Source organism: Acetomicrobium sp. S15 = DSM 107314 (assembly GCF_016125955.1).
GTDB classification, from domain to species: Bacteria; Synergistota; Synergistia; order Synergistales; family Thermosynergistaceae; genus Thermosynergistes; species Thermosynergistes pyruvativorans.
In genome coordinates this window covers 1-377 of the sequence record NZ_JADEVE010000160.1, presented here as the reverse complement: position 1 = coordinate 377, position 377 = coordinate 1, and the positions used below count along the sequence as shown (strand labels likewise).

Genomic DNA, 377 nt, shown 5'->3' with positions numbered 1-377 from the left:
CGTCGAACGAAACCGGAGTCTCCCCATAGACCTTGGATAGTACGAGATTTTTAATCTCTAAGTTGAGCTGTAGCTTTTCTCTCAGAACCTGAGGGTTCGCGAGGTCTTCTATTCGTATAAGTTCACATAGGTTACCTTCTAATTGCATTTGCCCGTCCACGAGGAGATGTTTTACCATCGATTCTAAAAGGTTTTCATGGACTGAAGATATATATATTTTGGCAGGGCCCGTAAACTCAATGTTTTTGTCATTCATCATGTATCTTCCGGTTTGAATATCGCTAAAAAGGCCCATGGCGCAGCGAAAAGCGCAACCCCAACGCCCGTCATCAGCAGGCTTGCCCATTTGGCGGAAAAGATGAAGCCGGATCTGATCC

General features: G+C 45.4%; 1 protein-coding gene. It reads right to left on the bottom strand.

Annotation, left to right across the window (positions count from 1 at the left end):
• Positions 1-256 (bottom strand): hypothetical protein (locus EZM41_RS13550; protein WP_232619043.1); only part of this gene is annotated, 256 nt, incomplete at its 3' end.
• Positions 257-377 lie beyond the last annotated feature (121 nt).